We start from the raw sequence: 16,002 nt of genomic DNA on the forward strand, positions 1-16,002 counted from the left end.
ACAGCATCAGATGTGGATCGAACATTAGAGATGGAGCGTCTTGCAGCTGTGATGCAAGGAGACGTGGAGCCAGAGTGGGAGCTCATGCAGCAGGAGAACGTTAGTACAGAGATGTATGATGCGGTAGAAGCTGTTGAAGTTGTAGAACCTGTAGAAGCCGTAGAAACCGTAGAAACCGTAGAAACCGTAGAAGAAGTTGAATTCATCGAAGAAGTTGAAGCTATTGATCTAGTCGACGCACAAGAATTCGTTGAGCCGATTGAAGTTGTACAGGCAGTTGAAGTAACAGAAGTAACTGAGCTTGAAATTCCTGAGAGTGAGTTAAGTTTGGATGACTTGAATGAAATGACACTCACAATGGAAAATGAGGTACAAGCATCTGCGTCAATAGCTGTACCTTCTATTCCGGCACCGAGCGAGCAGGTATCCACAAGCGCAACGAACAAGTCTCAGGAATCGACTGAGATGTTTACAGGAGGCTTAAAGGCTGTGAATGGCGGTAAGATCATCAACTTATTCAGGGGGAATGGACCTATGAAAAATTTCACAAGCAGTGTAATGTGTAATTGGAGTGAGGAAATGAACGGCGAAATGTCACAATACTTGGTCGTTTGTACAGAAGCTGAGAATAAGATCGAGATCGAAGTGGCAACAGCAGGCGGGCAGAAGCAATCCATTACAGTAACCATTGAGAGCTTTAATCAATTAGCTGCCTGGTTACAGGTTCAATTGGGGACAGCCCCGGTAAGTAATCGTGAATATGCCAAGAAAGCAGATTTCTAAATAAGGATCACTGAGGTTAGTCATCAAGAGGAGGTTTGGCGATGGGGTGGGAAGCATGGAGTTACACAGTCCTATTGTTCATAGTGGGAGCTTTGTTCGGTTCATTTTTTAATGTAGTGGGGCTTCGGGTACCGAAAGGCGTATCCGTCGTAACCCCGCGATCTAGCTGTGGAAGCTGTGGACGTCAGCTTAACGCGATAGACTTGATTCCAATCTTTGGATGGTTCATCCGAAGAGGGAAATGTCACACATGCGGTGCACATATATCCCCTGTGTATATCGTCGGAGAGTTGGCAGGAGGCATATTATTTGCCTCTCTTCCCTTCTTAGTTAGTGTAGATGAACTATGGATTGCATACCCGCTTGTGTCTGTGCTTCTCATTCTAACAGTGAGTGATTTAGCCTACATGCTGTTGCCTAACAAAATCATCTATCCAGCTATGCTGTTATTTACAGGATTACGGTTGTTTGTTCACCCTCTGCCAATTTGGCATTATGCAATTGGATTTGTGGTAGGAGGAGGCACGCTGATTATCGTATCTCTTGTGGCAACTTGGATGGGGAAGCCCGCTATGGGCTTTGGGGATATTCGATTGATGGCATTAGTTGGACTTGTAATGGGAATCAAGCTTGTGCTGTTATGCATCTTTCTTTCGGCGCTGCTTGGCAGCGTCATCGGTGTGGCTCTTATCGCCTCAGGTAAACTGGATCGGCGTTCACCAATTCCCTATGGTCCTTTCATCGCTGTCGCTGGTTTAATCTGTTTTTGCTTCGGAGACCCATTGATGACGTGGTACATGGACCTCATCATATGGCAGTAAAACTACATTTCTTAAAAGAGAGGTCGATCTCCTATGAACTGGTTTCTAGCTCAATCATTCCGCGCTAAGCTTCAACTTGGTTATTATACCGTAGTTGCCTTTTACACTATTATTATCCTAATTCTTATGCTAACGGCAGACGTTTCTGTGATCTTTGCTTTATCTTCGTCTCTCATCCTGATGGTGTTCAGCTTTCCTTATGTACGGTTCTTGGAAAAAGCGTTAACAGAGCCGATCGATAATGTAACACGTGTGGCGATGAATATTGCAAAAGGAGATTTCACACAAACGGTCGATGCTTCCTCGAAGGATGCGTTAGGCGACATGGGACGATCCTTTAATGCGATGATCGTGAAATTGAAGGAGCTTCTGAATGAAACTGCCTCGATTTCCAAGCATGTGGCGGACTCGAGCCGTGATATTTATCACAAAAACGAAGGTATTAATACGATGATTGTTGAAGCAACCGGATCCGTAACTTCACTTGCGGAGGGAGCTAATGAGATCTCATCAGGTGTTTTCAAAAGCTTTTCCGTTGTAAAGGAAATTGAAACAAAGATCACGGACTATGTAGATTCAACCCATGAAATGAACAATCGTTGCGGTAAAACACTAGAACTGGTGAAAAAAGGTATGCGCGCGGTCGAAAGTCAATCAGAGAGTGTTTCTCATATTGTACTTGCAACAAGTAATGTATCGGGGACCATCGATGATCTGGTGAAAGAAGCTGCTGGTATCTCTTCCATCACACGTACGATTTCTGAGATTGCCGAACAAACTAATTTGCTGTCCCTAAATGCTTCGATTGAAGCAGCACGTGCAGGCGAGCATGGAAGAGGATTCTCGGTTGTTGCACAAGAGGTGCGCAAGCTGGCGGAAGAGTCGTCGAAATCGGCGAAGGGTGTATTCCATATGGTACATAACATCGAGAATAGTATTAAAATGGCCCAGAAGAATATTCAGATCAATGAGGAAATTGCTCGTAGGCAGACGGAATCGATCGAAGCAACGGAAAAGATATTCGGTGAGATGGTCGAAAGCATCCAATTCATTACTCAACGAATGAGTGAGTTTACAGGAGAAAGTCAGAAGATGTTGAACGCGGCGCAATTTATCACGGGCACCATGGAAAACATCTCCGCGATTACGCAGCAATCTGCTGCAGGCACAGAGCAAGTATCGACTTCAATGGTACAGCAAACACGTTCGGTTAAAGCGGTCGTTATTCAGTCCGAGCAAATGCTTCGCATGGTGACACAATTACAGCGCACGATTCAAATATTTAAGCTTTGAGAAATTGAAGATGAGATCCAGAAGGCATGCATGAGAAGAATACCCATGTAAACGACGGTTGAGAAGCGGAATAAATGATGGATGAACACACGTTTGCCGACTTTCGCCGCTATGAAAAAGAGTGAGATGGGGAGAATGATTTTAATCCCATAGAAAGCCAAGTAGCTATGCTCATACAGAAATTTCATGACTGGATTCGCTTCACCGATTAGCTGCAATCGAAGACCCAAGTCGGTTAATCCTGCATCCAACAAACTCGCCATACATAGGAAAATGATTAATGTTCGGCTCATAGAGTTCCCTCCTTGGGAGATCAGAGGTTATGCTAACGAATCGTTAGCATAACCTCTTTCATTGTAGAGATAAAAGCTTCGGCAGCCTTCGAAATATAGCGGCCCTTGCGATAGGCAATAACAAGTTTACGTGTGGGATTTCCTTCAATAGTAAGGTTAACAGGTGAAAGCTCACTTAAACTGCGTTTAGAGATAAGGTAAGGGACGAATGCGATTCCCATTCCTGCAGCAACGAGGGATTGAACCGTTTCCATATTGCTGGATTCAAACACGATTCTAGGCGTAAACCCGGCTTCTTGGCATAGGTCCAGGGTCAGTTTACGAAAGCCTTGTCCCTTTTTTAATGCGATAAATGCTTCATTTTCTAGCGCCGCGATACGAACAGGCTCTTGACTCGACGCAAGCGGATGCTTAGGTGGGACGGCAAGCACGATATCTTCTTCGAGCAAAGTCTCGTAAACAAGCGATTCCTCGCGAAGCGGTAAAGATAACAGTGAGATATCCGTCTGACCGTTAACTGTTAAAGTTTCTAAGTTAGTTGACGTTTCTTCAACTAGGGTAATCTCGATATCGGGATAAGCCGCTTGAAAGACAGGTACGACAAATGGCAAAATGGTTGATCCGGTAATGGGCATACTGCCGATGACGAGTCGGCCTTTTTTCATTTGCGAAATGTCTTCCATTTCCTTCTTAAGACCTTCGATCATATCGAGTATTTTTTGGGATTTCTCTACAAAAAGGGAACCTGCATGCGTCAGTTCAACTGAATTGGTGCTCCGTTGAAATAAGAGAACGCCAAGTTCTTTCTCCAGCTTGGATAATTGCTGGCTCAATGACGGCTGGGCGATATGAAGTTTCTCGGCCGCCCGAGAGAAATTCCGCTCTATGGCGATTTGGATTGCGTATTGTAATTGACGTAATTCCATGAGAAAATGCGTCTCCTTTTCATCGTGCTAGAAGGCTATCATATCAAGCTTTTCGGGACGTTTCAAGCAGCAATATAGGAATAAATACTCAAAAAGCAGTGACATCTGGATTCCACCAGTATCACTGCCTTTTTTGGATAAATTTAGTTATTTTCGAATTGTACTGCGATACATTAAGAACAATAAATATGGGGTACCGATGACAGCGACGACGATACCTGACGGAATCTCTTTGGGAATGAGGATCGTTTTCCCTACAATATCAGCCATTGTAAGCAGGATAGCCCCTAAGATGGCCGAAAGCACGACCGACTTCTGATGATGCTGTCCCATGAAGAGACGAACAGCATGTGGCGCTAGTAAGCCAATGAAGCTTACTGTTCCAACCGCGGCAACGGCAATCGCAGCAACAAACACGCCGATTGCAACAGAAATCAGTCTTGTTTTATGCAACTTCAGACCTAGTCCAATAGACACGTGGTCACCAAATGCTAATAGATCTACACGCCGACCAAGCAGCCAAGCACTTGGCATCAGAATGATCGTTGTGATCAGTAGTTGGATGACTTCTTTCCAACCTCTAGCATAGGTACTGCCTGACAGCCATGTAAGCGCTGGGGCGGCACCGAGTTTGGATTGGATCACGAGAAATTGAATGACAGCCGAGCCTATTGCGGAAACTGCAATTCCGACAAGAATCAGAACGACGGGATTTAGTCCCTTTTTCCAAGCAAGGGCATAGACGCTGCCCGCGGAAAGAAGTGCTCCGATAATAGCACCTACAGGTACCCATGTAGCAGACGCTGTAGGCCAAATTGTTAAGACGAGCAGGGCACCCATTCCGGCACCAGATGTCACGCCAACGACGGATGGGTCAGCAAGCGGATTACGAACAGCTCCTTGCATCATTGAACCAGCAACGGCTAAGGAGGCGCCAGCGAGTGCCGCAACTAGAATGCGAGGCAGACGCAAGTTCAGAATGACATTGCGTGCCATTTCTTCTCCATGCCCAGATACTACGGCAATAACATTGGATATCGGGATATGCAAAGCACCTGCGGTTAAGCCGAATAGCACCAAGACAATAAGGGCAATAACAGATACCACTGCTAAAATTGAATATGGTATTTTGGTGCCAACGTAACCGACGCTCATAGAACTGCTCTCAGCAGAAGCCTTCATTCGAGTACCGCGGATTGCGAGCCAGATTAACCAAGGTGCGCCAAGTAAGGCGGTTACGGAGCCTGCAGGAAGTTCGCCGAGTGTACTGTGGAACATTTTAGCAATCGTATCCGCACCAAGTAAAACTGCGGCTCCCCAGAGCGCACTTCCTGGAATCAAAAGTCGATGTCGTTGTAAGCCAATTAGCCGGACAAGATGAGGTGCGATAAGTCCTATAAAACCGATGGGTCCTACGACGCTCACAGTCACACCAGCGAGCAAAATCGCTGCAGCTAGAGCAATTAATCGAACTAGGTTGATTTTCTCACCTAATGAGATAGCAGTTTCTTCGCTTAAAGCAAGCATATCTAACTTTTGATTGTACAGAAAAGCAACAACGAGCCCAATGAAAATCCAAGGGAGTGCATACTGGACACCTTCCCAATCGTTCTGTCCTAATGCACCTGAACCCCACATGAATAAGCCATTTGTCGCTTCCTCATACATGATTTGCAGTCCGCTTGTGAAGGCAGAGAGTACGAGTGTTACAAGCATGCCAGCAAGTGCCATGCGTAGAGGAGAGCTTTTGCGGCCGCCTGACATGTAATAGGCCATAATCGCTGCGCCACAGGCCCCAACTAATGCTAAAAGTAAGGCATGATCAGACTTCAGAGCTGGGAAAAAAACAGCGGCCAAAACGATGATGAAATAGGCACCCGCATTCAAACCTAATGTTGAGGCGGATGCGAGTGGATTACGGGTGACAGTCTGTAAGAGTGCACCTGCAACAGCAAGTGCTGCACCTGCGAGCATACCTATTACTGCGCGCGGCATGCGAAGCCCCCGCACCATTAAATGGTCGGGGGTATTTTGTGGAGATATCAAAGCTTGAATAACCGTATGAACGGTAATGTTCGCTTCTCCTTGCGTTAGGTTGAGAAATAGCAGGAGGCAGAGAGCAAGCCCCCCTCCTCCAAATACAAGGAGAGATTTCCACTCGATATTAACGAATCGATTCGATTTCGAGTTCATCGCAGGTTGGATCATTTCGTTAATGAAGCAGCAGCTAGCTCAGCAAATAATTTGGCAGATAAAGGTCCGCCGAAAGTCCACGTGTTGCCAGGAAGCTTAAATGTCTTGTTGTCTTTCACAAAGGAAAGACCTTTCCATACGGYATTGTCTTTTAATTGTTTGTCGAATACATTATCCGCATCTTGAACGATGTAGAAGAAGTTCGCATTTTGAACAGCAGGTAAAGCTTCAACGGAAGCAGTTGAGAAGCCATAAAGCTCAAATTTCGCGGACTTAAATACATTTTTCAAGCCGATGCGTTGCATAATCTGAACGACCATGGAGTTGTCGGTGAACATACGTAGAACGGCATTGTTTTGATTGCTGAATGCTTGTGTTAAAGCGAACTCGGCGCCATCCTTTTTAGCAGCGACTAATTTCGCTTTGGTATCCGCGAAGGATTTGTCTAGATCAGCAAGTACCTTGTCTCCTTCAGCTTTCTTACCAACGATATCTGAAATTGTTTTGAATGTGGTAATCATATCGGAGTACTGATCGCCTTTTCCTTCAGCTGGGTAGGATTCAAATGCGATCGTTGGGGCGATCTTGGAGAGAGCTTCGTAGTTTTTACTCGAACGCAATGTGCTTGTAATAATCAGATCTGGCTTCAAGCCAGTGATTGTTTCTAAGTTAGGCTCTTGACGAGTTCCTACATCAATAACAGAAGCGTCAAGTGCTGGCTTTACATTTACTGCTGTATTAAATCCTTTATTATCAGCTGAACCTACGGGTTGAAGGCCAAGTGCAAGTACATCTTCTGTGTATGCCCATTCCAATGTTACAATGCGTTTCGGTGTACCTTTTATTGTCGTTGTTCCCAGTGCGTGTGTAATTGTTTTATCTGCAGCAGGTGTTGCAGATGGCGCCACACTTGCAGCGGCAGCGGCGCTTGGTGAAGGCGTCGTTGTTGTCGTAGAATTTCCACATGCAGCGGTTACGATTAACGATAGAAGTGCGATTGAAAAAGTAAGTGGTTTAAATATGGTTTTCACAAAAATTTCCCCCTAATCATTCTTTTTACATTTTTTGAATCGATGGCCAATTCGAGTTCGCAAAGAGAATGATAATCATTATCAGTAGATATGTCAACCTTATTTTGCTATATAGGAATTATCTATCAAGCTTATAGTTATTATATCTTGGAACTATGAGACAATCCGTGCTAAAGTACTATACGAGGGTAAGACATTAGCAAACTAATGCGGATAATGACAAGAGGTGACTGGATATGAGTAAAAAGACAATGTTCGAGAAGATTTGGGATAATCACGTTATTAACCAGGAAGATGGTAAGCCCAGCGTTATTTATATTGATTTGCATCTAGTACATGAAGTAACTTCTCCGCAAGCATTCGAAGGACTTCGCTTGTCCGGTCGTAAGGTTCGTCGTCCAGACTTAACTTTCGCAACAATGGATCACAACGTGCCTACGAAGGACCGTTTCAATATTACAGATCCAATTTCCAAGCAACAAATCGATACACTTTCCCAAAACTGCCGTGACTTCGGTGTTACGCTGTTTGACCTAGATAGCCTTGATCAAGGTGTTGTACACGTTATGGGTCCTGAGCTTGGTCTTACACACCCAGGCAAAACGATCGTCTGCGGTGACAGCCATACTTCAACACATGGCGCTTTCGGCGCACTTGCTTTCGGTATTGGAACAAGTGAAGTTGAGCACGTAATGGCGACTCAAACGCTTCAACAATCCAGAGCGAAATCCCTGGAAGTTCGTATCACAGGTAACTTGAAGCCAGGCGTAACTGCGAAAGATTTAATCCTTGGTGTTATCGCGAAATACGGCACAGACTTTGCTACAGGATATGTTATTGAATACACAGGCGAAGCAATTCGCGGTCTTTCCATGGAAGAGCGTATGACGGTCTGTAACATGTCTATTGAAGGTGGAGCTCGTGCAGGTCTAATTGCTCCTGACGCTACGACATTTGACTATCTACGTGGTCGTGAATATGTACCGCAAGGTGCTGATTTTGACGCTTCCGTTGCAGAGTGGTCCAATCTTGTGACAGACGAAGGCGCTACGTACGATTGGGTATTGGAATTCGACGCAGATACGTTGATCCCGCAAGTAACCTGGGGAACGAGCCCTGGCATGGGGACAAGTATCACGGCATTGGTGCCAGATCCGCAAAGCTTTGAAACAGAGAATGAACGTAAAGCTGCTGAAAAAGCGCTTGAATATATGGATTTAACGCCAGGAACACCTATGACAGATCTTAAAGTGGATTATGTCTTCATCGGTTCTTGTACAAATGGACGTATCGAAGATCTTCGTGCAGCAGCTAAGATTGCACAAGGCTACACGGTAGATCCAAGCGTAACAGCAATTGTGGTACCAGGTTCAGGACGTGTTAAAATTCAAGCTGAAAAAGAAGGCTTGGACAAAATTTTCTCCGAAGCTGGCTTCGAATGGCGTGATGCAGGTTGCTCAATGTGTCTGGCTATGAACCCTGACGTGCTACAACCAGGTCAACGCTGTGCTTCTACGTCTAACCGTAACTTCGAAGGTCGTCAAGGCCGCGGCGGACGTACGCATCTTGTATCCCCAGCAATGGCTGTTGCAGCAGCGATCAAAGGTCATTTCTATGACGTTCGTGATTGGGAAATCAAAGAATACCAACAAGCTTAATTTGAACTAGTTTTGCTTAAGCAAAACTTTAAGGAGAATGAGAACATGGAAGCTTTCAAACAACATACAGGTCTAGTAGGTCCTGTTGATCGTGTAAACGTAGATACAGATGCAATTATCCCTAAACAATTTCTTAAAAGAATTGAGCGTTCCGGTTTCGGACAATTCCTTTTCTTCGAATGGAGATGGGACGAAGCAGGCAACGTCATTGAGAACTTCCCATTAAATCAAGAGCGTTATCAGGGAGCTTCCGTTCTGATTTCCAGAGCGAACTTCGGTTGCGGTTCATCCCGTGAGCACGCGCCTTGGGCGATTCAAGATTTCGGTTTCCGCGTCATCATCGCGCCTTCCTATGCGGACATTTTCTACAACAACTGTTTCAAAAACAGCATTCTGCCAATCAAATTGTCGGAAGAGCAAGTTGAAGACTTGTTCCAACGTACTGCAAAGCACGAAGGCTACAAGTTGAGTGTAGATCTTGAGAATAACAAACTGACAGATGAGTACGGTCTTGAAATCCAATTTGACTTGGATGAGCACCGTCGTCAATTCTTGCTGCAAGGCTTGGATGACATCGGTTTGACGCTTCAGCATGAAACGAAAATCACAGCATATGAGCAAGCTCACCAAAAGCGTTTAGCTTACAAATAAGCTAAGTTCAAGAGGCGTATCCCCTGATTGGGGATGCGTCTTTTTTTTGCATATTAGATGGAACGATCTTGCAACTTTTGGCAGTTTTCTACGTCTAATAGTTTACTAGAATGTCGAAGAAAAGGAGGTTGCGCTGTCAGGTATAGGTTAATTTTGCTATAATGATAAGAAAGCTGATAGATTGATAGAGTTGGCTAAAATGGCTGCTTAGTTACATCCCCCAATTCCGACATTACATAGAGGTGAAAGATGAAATTTCCTGCAATTTGTTTGTTTTTGCTCGTTTGTCTGCTGCTGATACCAACTACTGCCTTTGGAGCTGATGCTTCAAAGCCGATTAAGCTTTTTATGAATGAGAAGCTATTGGAATCCGTCGATGTTCAGCCGCGAATCATTAATGGTACTACCATTGTTCCAGCACGCATCATAGCTGAGCAAATCGGTGCTAAAGTGAGCTGGGACGAAGCAACCAGCAAGGTAACTATCGTGAAAGACAAAATTAATATTCAACTCATCATTAACAATGGCACTGCGCTTATTAATGGGAAGAAAGAAACATTAGAAGTAAGTCCCAAGCTCGAAAATAACACAACAATGCTTCCACTGCGTTTTATTGGAGAGGAACTAGGGATTGAATTTAAGTGGGATGGAGCTACATCTTCCGTTCATATGTTCAATGACAATGAATCGGACTCAAAGCCAGTAACGGGCCCCATTGATGTTGTAAATCCCGACGGAAATACGGCGACYCCAGAGACGAAGCCACCGGGAACGAAGCCGTCAACAGGAACAGGTACAGGAACGGCTACTCCTGCCCCGTTGGGTCAAGTGATAACTTCCATAGAGCTATCTGAAACAGAATTTACTGTCATTGCGAATGAGGGAAGCTTGAAACCGGAGGTGTTAACCTTATCGAATCCTTCACGGCTTGTGTTTGATTTCCCGAACACGACGCTAGATGACTCGTTCAAGAAATTGCTAGTTAAGAACTCAGGAGAATTACCTTCTAAGCAGCCTCTTGTGTCCAAAGTGCGCTTTTCTAATTTCAGCGACAATCCGGCTACGGTGAGAATTATTCTGGATTTGAACGGTCCAATAGATTACCAAAAGGTAACCACAAAGCTGTCCAATGAGTGGAAGGCTACGATTGGTGAGCGCAAGCTAACTGTCATTCTCGATGCCGGTCATGGTGATCACGATCCAGGTGCACTTTCCATAACAGGTAGACACGAGAAGGAATTTACACTGGCTACAGCGAAGAAGGTAGAGTCCTTATTAGCGAAAGATAAGCGAATTAATGTACTTATGACGCGTACAAATGATACATTCATCCCATTAGATGATCGAGTTTCTTTTGCCAACGATATCTCCGCGGACTTATTCTTATCGATTCATGGGAACAGCGCAAAAGCAACGGTATCCGGTACTGAAACGTACTATAACAGGTCAGAAAGTTTAGATTTCGCCAATGTTATCCATAAACACGCTGTTCCAGCTACTGGATTTAATGATCGTAAGGTTCGCGAGGGTGACTTTCGCGTTATCACCAAAACCACCATGCCTGCTGTCTTGCTTGAAGTTGGTTACTTGTCCAATAAGAATGATGAATCCGCAATGTACAAAGAGGCATTCCAGGACAAATTAGCTGCTTCTCTTGTCGCTGCAATTAAGGAATATTTGAATCTTAATTAAGCAATGAGAACACGAAGCGGAACAAACTAGGCTAGCATGTCTAGGCATAATGCTAAGGAGTGAAAAAGATGAACAAAACAAGTCGCCTAGTTAAAGGAGCGCTCCTTGTAAGTGCCATCACGTTGACCGTAACGGCCTGTGGCCAGAAAAGTCAACTAACAGGAGCTGCTTCAACGGCACCACAAGCAACTTCTACACCTATTGCAACAACTTCTACTCAAACAATAACGCCGAAGCCTACAAGTGTGCCGCTTAAACAGCTGCAGGTAAAGGCCTATTACAGTGACCAAGATGAAATGAAGCTGGTAGAAAAAGTGGTAACAATCAGCGTAGAGAAAGATTCTGACGCTTATGAGGCTGCGCTCAAGGCTCTACAAAAAAGTGAAGATCCAAAAGCAATTCCATTATTCGATGATTTGAAATTTACGAGTGTGAAGTTCGATGCTGCCAAAGGTGAAATGAAGCTTGATTTGGCATTTGGACCTAAAACGCAATTGGGTGCTCCTGGAGAAGAATTATTTGTACAAGCACTTAAGAAAACTATTTTCCAATTTCCAGAAGTGAAAACCTTGTATGTACTCAAAGATGGCAAGCAAGTAGATAGTTTAATGGGACATCTGGAGCTTCCATACCCTATGAAACGACCTAACTAAATAGCAATTATAGAGGAGTTAAAATTGATTATGAAAAATAAGAAATTGGCGAGTGCTATCTTAAGCTCTTTGATCATCACAAGTCTAGCAGGTACGCCAGTCCTTGCAGAATCCGTGAACCCAACCACTTCAGCTACCGTTTCAAACTCAAACTCTAATGTTCGATTATCCTTTTTAGATGTAAGTAGAGATTATTGGGGAATTCGTCACATTTCCAAGTTAGCCTTAGAGGGAGTTATCGAAGGGGTAGGGGATGGTATCTATTCACCGGAGACTTCGGTAACTCAGCAAGATGTTTTAATTATGGCTACACGGATGATGGGCTTGCAGTTGGATGTGGATACGTTGGCGTCAGAAACGGTTTTTCCTGATTTCATGTTAGTTGATAAATATGCACGTAATTATGTGGCGTTAGCGCTGCAAAAGGGCTTAATTTCAACGGAACAAGAAAAATTGAGAAGCCAAGGCTCGAAGTCAGTGGGTATTTGGGGACAACAAAAAGCTACCAGAGAATGGGTGGCTGAAGTCGTGATTCGTGCCATTGGGAAAGCTTCTTTGGCAGAAAGCTTATCGACGAAGGCAACGTCATTTACAGATAACACACAGATCAGCAGCGGTACTTTAGGATTCGTCAATGCAGCATTTGCTTTGGAAATCGTAGATGGATTCGAGGATGGCTCGTTCAAACCTAAAGGACTTGTAACACGTGCTCAAATGGCGACATTTTTAAGCCGTTCACAAAAGAATTTGACAAACTTGCCTGAGCGCGCTGTGAGAGGCTATATGACTAGCCTGACTAGCGGCAGCATCGGTCTGATGGATAAAGACGGGAATACGAGTACATACAAGATTTCACCTAATACTGTATTTTTTGGGAACAAAGATGATCTTGCTATTTCATCCAAAGAACTGCAAGAAACTTATGAGATTTCACTTGTTCAAGTGAATGGCACAGCATACTATGTTGAAATTCTAAGTGATGAACTGAAAATGGACGTGCATGAGGGGCAATTGTTGAAGCTTAACCTGACAAATATGAAAGCGACTCTAGACGATTATGAGAGCTACGATTTAGCGTCGGATGTTGCCGTTACAGACACCGATGGACGCGGACTAAGCTTAGGTGAGATCGTCGCAGGCAGCACGATCCAAATTCGTAGAAGCCAACTAGCGGACAGCGACAAATACACGTCTATCGTTGTTAAACAAATTCCTGTGAACAAAACAGCAATCGGTGATATAGAATCGTTGAATAAAGATACGATGCAAATGACATTGCTTGAGCCTTCCTCAGGAGAGCCTGAGACATTTGGTTTCTCGAGTAGTTTAATCGCCACGCTTACTGATAACACATTAATTACTGTGGATGCAATTCATGTTGGAGATACGGTTGAATACACGGTTAAGAATAGTGAAATTGTTAAGATTGTTGTTAAAAAGCAAGCTGATGTAGGTACCGTCGTTGAAGGAACCTTCAAACAATTTACAGACGATCAATCTACGATTTTGATTAATAAAACATCAGGCAAGACGGTAGATGCCTTCGAATTAAGCAATAATGCGCGTGTTGTCATAACTGGACTATCGAATGCAAGTATTTATGATTTGGCTGTTGGTGACCAGTTAAAGCTTGATGTATTGAATAATAAGGTTACGATGATTACGGTAACGAATCGTTCGATTGAGAATGTATATTTTGCAAAAATTGTTAGTTATCAGGACTCATCTAAATTTTTATCCGTGATCGATCATGCAGGAAAACCGCATGCCTATATTTTGAGTGACAGTGTGTCGATCATGTACGCGGGGAATAAGCTGCCTTTTTCTAACTTTATTAGCCTATTCCCGGCAGGTAAATACGTAGATCTTCTTGTTTCCAATGATTCGGTTAAGCAGATTGAAATGTCCTCACAATTAGACGGTGCGTTAACGCAGCTAAATCTGCAAACCAACGATGTGACATTGAAAACAGACAGCGGGCAAAGCTTAACATTTAAAATTAATTTTGCCCCAACAGTCGAACTTGCTAATAAGCCTAACAGTACACTAGCGGACTTGAAAGTCGGGGATAATATTAGTCTATTGCTTAGCTTTGATCAAACGATTATTACCAAAATCGTCACTAGTAAAACAGAGGTGTATAAAACCTTAATAACGAATCCAGCTTTGAAAGTGGCTACGGTAATAGATAGTGCGAATGTGTCGTCTGTTATTAATTTGGATGGCGTTCCTATCGTGAAAGCAGATGGAAGCAGTGCTTCTTTCGCAGAACTAGCTATTGATGATTATGTGAAATTTACTTTCAAAGGGCTTACTGTAACGAAAGCAGAGTTAGTTACGCCGATTCGTGGTAAAGTGACTGCTGTAAATGCAACAGGCTCAAGCTTGACAGTTCAAGATTTTACAGGTAAAAGTCAAGTTGTTAACGCAGGCAGCAACTACAGTGTGAAACTGGGTGGTGGCGTGGATTGGAGCTTCTCCTCGATTAAAGTGGGGGATCGTGTTCAATTGATGAAGGATATCAATGATAAATTACTTATCCAAGTTGCTGTAGCTTCTAAACGTGAATTTGATCAATATAGCTCTTCACTGAACCAAGTATTTGTGAAAGCTGCTGGTGCAGGGGAGCGTACAACGTATAATTTGTTCCCAAGAGCATATTTGCATGCTGGCTCAACAAATGTGTTACCAACTTCATTCGTAGCTGGTGATCAATTAAATATTTATGTCTTAGATGATAAAATTGTTGAGATTGAAAAGTAGGCATGTGAACAAAAGTAAGAGGACATCCGTCTGATTTGAGAAGCTAATCTTCTCGAACAGGCGGTTTTTTTCTGAATTTCAAAAAAAAATCCATATTTTTTAGAAAATGTTCGCATTTTGACGCTTTCAAGGATTGATTCTGAACTAACAATTCGCTAAACTGGAGAATATTACGACCCTAAGGAAGATCAGCTATGACACAGAAGGCAGTAAGATATATCCTGGATACCATCGGCGAATTATATCCGGACGCTCATTGTGAGTTGAATCACAGTAATCCATTTGAGTTAACGATTGCTGTATTGTTATCAGCCCAGTGTACGGATGAAACTGTGAATAAGGTTACCAAGGACTTGTTTGAGAAGTATAAACGACCCGAGGACTACTTAGCAGTTCCTTTAGAAGAATTGGAGCAGGACATTCGGCGAATTGGACTATTTCGAAACAAGGCTAGTCATATTCATAAGCTGTGTCAATTGCTACTGGACAAGTTTGGTGGTAAAATTCCTGAGAAGCATGAGCATCTGGTTGAATTACCCGGAGTGGGGAGGAAGACAGCTAATGTTGTCATGTCGAACGCTTTCGGCGTACCCGCAATCGCGGTAGACACTCATGTGGAACGAGTCTCCAAGCGTTTAGGTCTTGTCGGCTTGGATGATTCCGTACTTGAAGTTGAAAAGAAGCTAATGAAAAAAGTGCCTAAAGACGAGTGGACGCAAACACATCATCGATTAATTTTCTTTGGTCGATATCACTGTAAGGCTCTAAACCCTAATTGTACGCTATGTCCGTTATTGGACAGCTGTCGCGAGGGTAAGAAACGTATGAAACCAAAGCCAACTAGGAAAACTATTACAAACAAATGAAATGCAGACAAAGGATGGGATTGAAATGAAATGCATCGCCGTATATACCAATAGCTTCGAATTATTCTCCGATATTTATGAGCAAGTCATCAACACGCCATTAGCCGATAATGAGGAAAAAGTCATTGAAGGTGTAACTGTCAGTGAATCCGGTGAGGTTCCTCAGAATTACATAGACAAAATGAAAACAAAATCCGAGGTTGTTGTGATGAAAGTGAAGGATTCGGATATTACGATTCTTCAACATCGTGACGTTTTTGAAATTTTCCTACCGGAAAAAGAAAAAATCGCCCTCACGTAAGTCCAGAATCTCCCTTTGGGAGATTTTTTTTCTGTAGTGCTGAGATAAATAAATATCGAATCATAAGAGGAGCGGAAT

General features: G+C 43.5%; 14 protein-coding genes. 10 read left to right on the forward strand and 4 right to left on the reverse strand.

Going from position 1 to position 16,002, the window contains the following annotated elements:
* The 3 genes from AC1DVJ_RS22320 to AC1DVJ_RS22330 form a co-directional block, all read left to right on the forward strand.
* Positions 1 to 783, forward strand: a 783-nt coding sequence (locus tag AC1DVJ_RS22320; protein WP_477593429.1) for a hypothetical protein, incomplete at its 5' end; no start/stop codon positions are given.
* A 41-nt stretch (positions 784 to 824) separates the two neighbouring features.
* Complete coding sequence (locus AC1DVJ_RS22325) at positions 825 to 1,604, forward strand: prepilin peptidase (protein WP_477593431.1); 780 nt, start codon at positions 825 to 827, stop codon at positions 1,602 to 1,604.
* 33 nt (positions 1,605 to 1,637) lie between these two features.
* Positions 1,638 to 2,897: a methyl-accepting chemotaxis protein gene (locus AC1DVJ_RS22330; RefSeq protein WP_477593433.1), complete on the forward strand. Its 1,260-nt coding sequence runs from the start codon at positions 1,638 to 1,640 to the stop codon at positions 2,895 to 2,897.
* Here the strand turns inward: AC1DVJ_RS22330 and AC1DVJ_RS22335 are convergent.
* The 4 genes from AC1DVJ_RS22335 to AC1DVJ_RS22350 all read right to left on the reverse strand — a co-directional run bounded on the left by AC1DVJ_RS22335 (position 2,879) and on the right by AC1DVJ_RS22350 (position 7,340).
* Positions 2,879 to 3,190, reverse strand: a complete 312-nt coding sequence (locus AC1DVJ_RS22335; RefSeq protein WP_477593435.1) for a DUF5658 family protein — start codon at positions 3,188 to 3,190, stop codon at positions 2,879 to 2,881. The genes AC1DVJ_RS22330 and AC1DVJ_RS22335 overlap by 19 nt on opposite strands.
* A gap of 32 nt (positions 3,191 to 3,222) precedes the next feature.
* On the reverse strand, positions 3,223 to 4,116 hold the full coding sequence (locus tag AC1DVJ_RS22340) for a LysR family transcriptional regulator (protein WP_477593437.1): 894 nt from the start codon (positions 4,114 to 4,116) through the stop codon (positions 3,223 to 3,225).
* A 147-nt stretch (positions 4,117 to 4,263) separates the two neighbouring features.
* On the reverse strand, positions 4,264 to 6,309 hold the full coding sequence (gene fhuB, locus AC1DVJ_RS22345) for a Fe(3+)-hydroxamate ABC transporter permease FhuB (RefSeq protein WP_477593439.1): 2,046 nt from the start codon (positions 6,307 to 6,309) through the stop codon (positions 4,264 to 4,266).
* An 11-nt stretch (positions 6,310 to 6,320) separates the two neighbouring features.
* On the reverse strand, positions 6,321 to 7,340 hold the full coding sequence (locus AC1DVJ_RS22350) for an ABC transporter substrate-binding protein (RefSeq protein WP_477593441.1): 1,020 nt from the start codon (positions 7,338 to 7,340) through the stop codon (positions 6,321 to 6,323).
* Positions 7,341 to 7,576: 236 nt separating this feature from the next.
* Between AC1DVJ_RS22350 and leuC the strand changes: the two genes are divergently transcribed.
* From leuC to AC1DVJ_RS22385, 7 genes are all read left to right on the forward strand, one after another.
* Entirely contained in the window at positions 7,577 to 8,998 is a 1,422-nt protein-coding gene (leuC, locus tag AC1DVJ_RS22355) for a 3-isopropylmalate dehydratase large subunit (protein WP_477593443.1), read from the forward strand.
* 45 nt (positions 8,999 to 9,043) lie between these two features.
* Entirely contained in the window at positions 9,044 to 9,649 is a 606-nt protein-coding gene (gene leuD / locus AC1DVJ_RS22360) for a 3-isopropylmalate dehydratase small subunit (RefSeq protein ID WP_477593445.1), read from the forward strand.
* A 348-nt stretch (positions 9,650 to 9,997) separates the two neighbouring features.
* Positions 9,998 to 11,341 (forward strand): N-acetylmuramoyl-L-alanine amidase, encoded by a 1,344-nt coding sequence (locus AC1DVJ_RS22365; protein ID WP_477593447.1) that lies wholly within the window; start codon positions 9,998 to 10,000, stop codon positions 11,339 to 11,341.
* Between the two features lie 68 nt (positions 11,342 to 11,409).
* A complete protein-coding gene (locus tag AC1DVJ_RS22370) occupies positions 11,410 to 11,994 on the forward strand; it encodes a GerMN domain-containing protein (RefSeq protein ID WP_477593449.1) in 585 nt (194 codons plus the stop codon).
* Between the two features lie 30 nt (positions 11,995 to 12,024).
* The gene (locus tag AC1DVJ_RS22375; protein WP_477593451.1) at positions 12,025 to 14,757 is read left to right on the forward strand and encodes an S-layer homology domain-containing protein; all 2,733 of its coding nucleotides are present in this window, start codon (positions 12,025 to 12,027) and stop codon (positions 14,755 to 14,757) included.
* 194 nt (positions 14,758 to 14,951) lie between these two features.
* On the forward strand, positions 14,952 to 15,623 hold the full coding sequence (gene nth, locus AC1DVJ_RS22380; RefSeq protein WP_477593453.1) for an endonuclease III: 672 nt from the start codon (positions 14,952 to 14,954) through the stop codon (positions 15,621 to 15,623).
* A 25-nt stretch (positions 15,624 to 15,648) separates the two neighbouring features.
* Positions 15,649 to 15,924, forward strand: a complete 276-nt coding sequence (locus tag AC1DVJ_RS22385) for a hypothetical protein (protein ID WP_028554377.1) — start codon at positions 15,649 to 15,651, stop codon at positions 15,922 to 15,924.
* Positions 15,925 to 16,002 lie beyond the last annotated feature (78 nt).

This window comes from Paenibacillus sp. P4_A9 (genome assembly GCF_056402415.1).

Bases quoted from the DNA above. Each gene is read 5' to 3' on its own strand.
- AC1DVJ_RS22375 (WP_477593451.1), top strand. From the start codon at position 12,025: ATGAAAAATAAGAAATTGGCGAGTGCTATCTTAAGCTCTTTGATCATC.
- AC1DVJ_RS22340 (WP_477593437.1), bottom strand. From the start codon at position 4,116: ATGGAATTACGTCAATTACAATACGCAATCCAAATCGCCATAGAGCGG.
- leuD (WP_477593445.1), top strand. From the start codon at position 9,044: ATGGAAGCTTTCAAACAACATACAGGTCTAGTAGGTCCTGTTGATCGT.
- nth (WP_477593453.1), top strand. From the start codon at position 14,952: ATGACACAGAAGGCAGTAAGATATATCCTGGATACCATCGGCGAATTA.
- AC1DVJ_RS22330 (WP_477593433.1), top strand. From the start codon at position 1,638: ATGAACTGGTTTCTAGCTCAATCATTCCGCGCTAAGCTTCAACTTGGT.
- AC1DVJ_RS22325 (WP_477593431.1), top strand. From the start codon at position 825: ATGGGGTGGGAAGCATGGAGTTACACAGTCCTATTGTTCATAGTGGGA.
- leuC (WP_477593443.1), top strand. From the start codon at position 7,577: ATGAGTAAAAAGACAATGTTCGAGAAGATTTGGGATAATCACGTTATT.
- AC1DVJ_RS22370 (WP_477593449.1), top strand. From the start codon at position 11,410: ATGAACAAAACAAGTCGCCTAGTTAAAGGAGCGCTCCTTGTAAGTGCC.
- AC1DVJ_RS22385 (WP_028554377.1), top strand. From the start codon at position 15,649: ATGAAATGCATCGCCGTATATACCAATAGCTTCGAATTATTCTCCGAT.
- fhuB (WP_477593439.1), bottom strand. From the start codon at position 6,309: ATGAACTCGAAATCGAATCGATTCGTTAATATCGAGTGGAAATCTCTC.
- AC1DVJ_RS22335 (WP_477593435.1), bottom strand. From the start codon at position 3,190: ATGAGCCGAACATTAATCATTTTCCTATGTATGGCGAGTTTGTTGGAT.